5 protein-coding genes are annotated in these 5,773 nt (G+C 67.1%); 2 read left to right on the forward strand and 3 right to left on the reverse strand.

What is annotated here, in order from left to right; genetic code table 11:
• The first annotated feature begins 210 nt into the window (after positions 1-210).
• Complete coding sequence (locus tag AC1D00_RS23620) at positions 211-1,275, forward strand: LacI family DNA-binding transcriptional regulator (RefSeq protein ID WP_477012312.1); 1,065 nt, start codon at positions 211-213, stop codon at positions 1,273-1,275.
• 10 nt (positions 1,276-1,285) lie between these two features.
• On the opposite strand, the gene AC1D00_RS23625 is transcribed toward AC1D00_RS23620, so the two are convergent.
• Together AC1D00_RS23625 and AC1D00_RS23630 are read right to left on the reverse strand one after the other, a co-directional pair.
• Positions 1,286-1,594, reverse strand: a complete 309-nt coding sequence (locus tag AC1D00_RS23625) for a hypothetical protein (protein ID WP_477012313.1) — start codon at positions 1,592-1,594, stop codon at positions 1,286-1,288.
• Between the two features lie 160 nt (positions 1,595-1,754).
• Positions 1,755-2,777, reverse strand: coding sequence for an NADP-dependent oxidoreductase (locus AC1D00_RS23630; protein ID WP_027543093.1), 1,023 nt, complete (start codon positions 2,775-2,777; stop codon positions 1,755-1,757).
• Positions 2,778-2,913: 136 nt separating this feature from the next.
• On the opposite strand from AC1D00_RS23630, the gene AC1D00_RS23635 reads away from it, so the two are divergent.
• Entirely contained in the window at positions 2,914-5,043 is a 2,130-nt protein-coding gene (locus AC1D00_RS23635) for a methyl-accepting chemotaxis protein (RefSeq protein ID WP_477012314.1), read from the forward strand.
• A gap of 12 nt (positions 5,044-5,055) precedes the next feature.
• Here AC1D00_RS23635 and guaB read toward each other — a convergent pair.
• Positions 5,056-5,773, reverse strand: a 718-nt coding sequence (gene guaB, locus AC1D00_RS23640; RefSeq protein WP_477012315.1) for an IMP dehydrogenase, incomplete at its 5' end; no start/stop codon positions are given.

Here is a 5,773-nt window from a genome sequence, read left to right on the forward strand (position 1 = left end):
TCGCCGGCTGGTATCATGATTTCGAGCGCCCCGAACTGCCGGAGGAAGTGCTGCGCTTCCCCGCCGACGGCATCGTGATCTCGCAACGCCTGCACACCGACAGCCAGAGCGGCGACTGCCTGGTCCAGGTCGGCCGCGCGCTGTCGCGCGACGAGGTGCCGGCGCGCTGACTTTGGAGACGATAGCGACTTCGATTACCCTCGGGATTCGATGACCGATCAGGCAAAGCCAGGCTATGACGACGTGGTGCGCATTCCGGCGCCGCCCGGCCGCACCAGTGCGACCGGACGGCCGCCGCGCATCGCGGAGGTGGCGGAGCGCGCGGGCGTCGCGCCGATCACGGTGTCGCGGGTGCTGCGCCATCCCCAGAAGGTCAACCGCGAGACCCGCGAGCGCATCCTCGAGGTCATCGAGGCGACCGGATACGCCTCCAACCCGCATGCGCGCGCGCTGCGCTCGGGCCGGTCGAACGTGGTCGTCGCCTTCGTCTCCAACATCCTCAGCCAGCAGTTCGGGCTCGCCGTGCGCAGCTTCGCCGCGACGCTGGAGCCGGAAGGCTTCGAGGTGCTGGTCGGCCAGACCTCCTACTCCTATGCCAAGGAGGTCGCGATGATCCAGTCGCTGCGCGGCCTCCGCCCCGCCGCGGTGATGTTCACCGGCGTGATCGAGCTCGAGGAGAATCGCGCCGCGCTGCTGGAGCTCGGCATTCCCGTGATCGAGACCTGGGCGTTTCCGCGCGATCCCATCGACATGCTGGTCGGCCTGCCCAATGCGGACGCCGGTGCGATGGCGGCGCGCAGGCTGGCCGAGGGCGGGCATCGCCGCGTCGCCTTCATCGGCCGCAGCAGCGGCCGTGGCGCGCTGCGCCGCGACGGGTTTCGCGCGGCAGCCGTGCAGCTCGGCCTCGAGATCGTCCACGAGATCGGCGTCGGTGAGATCACGGGCCTCGTCGACGGCCGCGCCGCCTTCACCGCCCTGCTCGACCGCGGCGGCCGCGTCGATGCCGTGTTCTGCGCCAACGATCTGCTCGCAACCGGCGCGCTGATCGAGGCGCGCGCCCGCGGCCTGTCGGTGCCGCGCGATCTCGCCGTGCTCGGCTTCGGCGACAACGACGTCGCCGATCAGATCACGCCCGGCCTCACCACCATCTCGTTCGATGCGGCGGCCGTGGGGCGGATCGCGGCCGAACTGCTGCTGGCGCGCCTGTCCGGCACGCAGCTTGCCGAACAGCGGCTCGCCGTCGAGCTGTTCCTGGTCGAACGCGGCAGCGTCTGAGGATTGCGGCTTACGCCACGCTCTTGAGGTCCTGCTGGATCGCAGCCAGCAAGGATTCCAGCGCCGCGCTGTTCACCGGCTTCGCTTCGGCCATCTCGGGCTGGACGTTCGCGGACTGAACACCGGCGGGTTGCGCAGCTTTGAGCGGACGCTTCGGGAATGGCGGCGGTGCCGGCATCGCGGGGCGGGTGACATCACCCTCCTCCTCGGCGCGGACGAACTTGCCATGGATGACGTCGTCGCGGCGGCCCATGACGAACATGGTCGTCCAATAGCCGGCGGCGAGAAGGATTACGCTGAAAACACTGATCTCTAACATCGCAACACCCAAAATATGCGCGATAATTCAATGCCTTCGCCCGCCGGTCAATGAACCGGCGGTCACACCTGCGGCTTTTGCGGGCAGGTGTGACCATTTGGTGACTCTTTTTTAACTATCCCCACCCGGAGTGTAGCTCTGGTGCAACTAGGCCTTGCAGCTAAGCCTTATCTTGCCCGACCCGCACCAGCTGCTTGCCGAAATTGGCCCCCTTCAGGAGCCCCATGAAGGCGCCGGGGGCGCTCTCCAGGCCCTCGGTGACGAACTCCTTGTACTTGACCTTGCCGTCGCGGACCCAGCCGGACATGTCGCGCAGGAAGTCGCCATGGCGGTTGGCGAAGTCGGAGACGATGAAGCCGCGGAAGGTGAGCCGCTTGGTCAGCGTCGCGCGCATCATGCTGGCCGCCCATTTCGGCGGCTTGGCCTCGGTGTCGTTGTAGTGGGCGATGAGGCCGCAGACCGGCACGCGCGCGAACGGATTGAGCAGCGGGAACACCGCCTCGAACACGGCGCCGCCGACATTCTCGAAATAGACGTCGATGCCCTTCGGGCAGGCAAACTTCAGCTTGGCCGGAAAATCGGTTTCGCGATGATCAAGACACGCGTCAAAGCCGAGCTCCTTCACCACGTAGTCGCACTTGTCCTTGCCGCCGGCGATGCCGACCGCGCGCGCGCCCTTGATCTTGGCGATCTGGCCGACGGCCGAGCCGACCGCACCTGACGCGCCGGCGACGACGACGGTCTCGCCTTCCTGCGGCTTGCCGATGTCGAGCAGGCCCGTATAGGCGGTCATGCCGGGCATGCCGAGTACGCCGATCGAGGTCGAGATCGGACCGAGTTTGGGATCGACCTTGATCAGGCCCTTGCCGTTGGAGATCGCATGCGACTGCCAGCCGGTACGGGCTCGCACAATGTCGCCTACCGCGAAATCAGGATTGTTGGACGCCGCGACCTCGCTGACCGCCTCGCCCTCCATCACGCCGCCGATCGGCACCGGCGCGGCATAGGATGGACCGTCACTCATGCGGCCGCGCATATAGGGATCGAGCGACAGCCAGATCGTGCGTAGCAGGACTTCGCCCGCGCCGGGCGTCGGGAGCGCGAATTCCTCGATGCGGAAATCAGACGGCTTGGGCTCGCCGACGGGACGCGCGGCGAGAACGATGCGTTTTGCTTGGGACATGGTGGTTTCCTCCTGACTACTTGTTGCAGTCATTTAGGAGGTGTGTGGGAATGAAGCAAACGCTTGGTCAATTAAGGCTTTGGTCGCGATTGCAAACTAGAATTGTGCGGCCCTCCCATGATCGAAGAGCCCTTTCGTGCCAGAGCTTTCCCTGCCGTCCGAACCTTCCTTCAAGATTGGCGCGAAGGGCGGTATAAGCCTGCGCTGGCGCGTCCTGGCCGGCAATCTGATCACGAGCCTTCTCGCTGTAGCCTTCGCCGGTGCGGTCGCCTGGGGCGGATGGGGCGATCTGCGCAAGCGAGAGGCGGCCGCGCGCTCGCTGACCGCCTTCGAGCTGGTGATGAAGGCCAACAGCCTCATTCCGGTCGAACGCACCGCCTGGTACGCGGCCGCGACTCCCGCCGACCCCGCCACGCCCGAGAAATTGTCGGCGCTCGACAAGACCATCGCCAACACGGACGCCGCCATCAACGCGGCCAAAGCGGCCATTCGCGCGGCAGAGCTGCCGACACGGTCGATCGAAGCCGCCGAGCAGACGTTGCAAAAAACCCGTAGCGCCGGACGCCAAGCCGCGGTCCTGCCCAAATCGCAACGCCCCGCCGACAGCCAGGCGGCGATCGTGGACGGCCTTGCGCGCTCGGTCGACGCCCTCACAGCGGCGACGAGCGAAGCCTTGATCAGCCTGTCGCGCACCGGCAGCGACATCGAGAACCTCCTGCCATCGGCGGCGCTGGCGCAGAGCGCGCAAAGCATGCGCAGCATCAACGGCGCGCGCGCCGCCGTACTCGGCCTTTTCGCTCGCAACCAGCCTTTGTCGGCGGCCCAGCGCGTCGAGGTGACTGAATTGACGGGGCAAGTCGCGCTGATCTGGACCCAGATCGAGCAGGGAGTCCACAATGCCGGCGACGCGCCGGCGCTCGCGAACGTCATCGACCAGGTGCGCGCGAAACTGATGACCGAAGGGGAGCCGCGGTTTCGGGAATTGGTCGCGGCCGCCCGCGAAGGTCGTCCTTGCTCGATCAGCGAGGCCGAGTGGCCCGGCTGGCTCGGCCCCATCCTGAACAGCGTGCTCAGTCTGCGCGACGCCGCCTTGACCTTCGCCCACGACGCCAACGACACCGCGATCTCACAGGCGCAGACGCGACTGATCTGGGCGCTCGCAGCCCTGCTGGTCGTGCTGGTCGCCTCGGTTGCCGTCGTCATCGCCGTGATGCGCCAGGTGATCGGTCCGCTGGTGCGGCTGACCGGAGCGACGCTGCGGCTTGCCGACGGCGAGCTCGATGTTGCAATCCCCGACGGCCATCGCAAGGACGAGATCGGCACCATGGCCAACGCGCTGCAGATCTTCAAGGACGCGCTGGTGGCGAAGAAGCTCGCCGACGAGGATGCTGCCCGTAACGCCGAAGCGCAGATCGAGCGCGGCCGCCGCGTCAACGTCATCACGCGCGATTTCGAGACCGCGATCGGCGAGATCGTCAGCACGGTGTCGTCGGCAGCGACCGAGCTTGAAGGTTCGGCCGGCACCTTGAACACCACGGCGGATCGCTCGCGGACGCTGACGACAGCCGTTGCGGCCGCGTCCGAGGAGGCATCCGCCAACGTGCAGTCGGTCGCCTCCGCGACCGAAGAACTCACATCGTCGGTCAACGAGATCAGCCGACAGGTTCAGGAATCGGCGCGCGTCGCCGGCGATGCCGTCGAGCAGGCCCGCCGCACCAACGACCGCGTCGGCGAATTGTCACAAGCGGCAAGCCGGATCGGCGACGTCATCGAGCTGATCAACTCGATCGCGGGCCAGACCAACCTGCTGGCGCTGAACGCGACCATCGAGGCCGCACGCGCCGGCGACGCCGGTCGCGGCTTCGCGGTGGTCGCCTCGGAGGTGAAGGCGCTGGCGCAGCAGACCGCGAAGGCGACCGAGGAAATCCATCAGCAGATCGGAAGCGTCCAGGCGGCAACGCAGGAATCCGTCGGCGCCATCAAGGCGATCAGCGAGACGATCGAGAGACTCTCGGAAATCTCCTCGACGATTGCCGCGGCCGTCGAGGAACAGGGCGCAGCCACGCAGGAAATCGCGCGAAACGTGCAGCAGGCGGCGCACGGCACCCAGCAGGTCTCCGCCAACATCAACGACGTCCAGCAGGGCGCCAGCGCGACCGGCTCGGCCTCGTCCCAGGTGCTGACCGCCGCGCAATTGCTGGCCTCGGATTCGAGCCGCCTCAAGCTCGAGGTCGGGAAATTTCTCGAGGCCGTCCGCGCGGCCTGAGGCCGCGCGAGACTAACCCCCGCCCGGATAGTTCGGCGCCTCGCGCGTGATGGTGACGTCGTGGACGTGGCTTTCGCGCAGGCCCGCGCCGGTGATGCGGACGAAGTTCGCCTTGTCGTGCAGCTCCTTCATGTCCTTTGCGCCGACATAGCCCATCGCAGCGCGCAAGCCGCCGGCGAGCTGATGCATGACGTTGCCGACCGGACCCTTGTAGGGCACCTGGCCCTCGATGCCTTCAGGCACGAGCTTGAGCGTGTCCTTGATGTCCTGCTGGAAGTAGCGATCGGCAGATCCCCGCGCCATTGCGCCGACCGACCCCATGCCGCGATAGGCCTTGTAGGAACGGCCCTGCCACAGGAAGACTTCGCCGGGCGTCTCGTCGGTGCCGGCGAGCAGCGAGCCGACCATCGCAATGTCGGCGCCGGCGGCGAGCGCTTTGGCAAGGTCGCCGGAGAACTTTATGCCGCCGTCGGCGATGACGGGGATGTCGGACTTCTTCGCGGCGTCTACCGCGTCCATGATCGCGGTGAGCTGGGGAACGCCGACGCCGGCGACGATGCGGGTGGTGCAGATCGAGCCCGGGCCGATGCCGACCTTGATGCAATCCGCGCCCGCATCGATCAGCGCCTGCGCGCCTTCGGAGGTCGCGACGTTGCCGGCGACGACCTGCACCGAGTTGGAGAGACGCTTGATGCGGTTCACCGCGTGCAGCACGTGGCGCGAATGGCCG

This window comes from Bradyrhizobium sp. P2_E8, assembly GCF_056403875.1.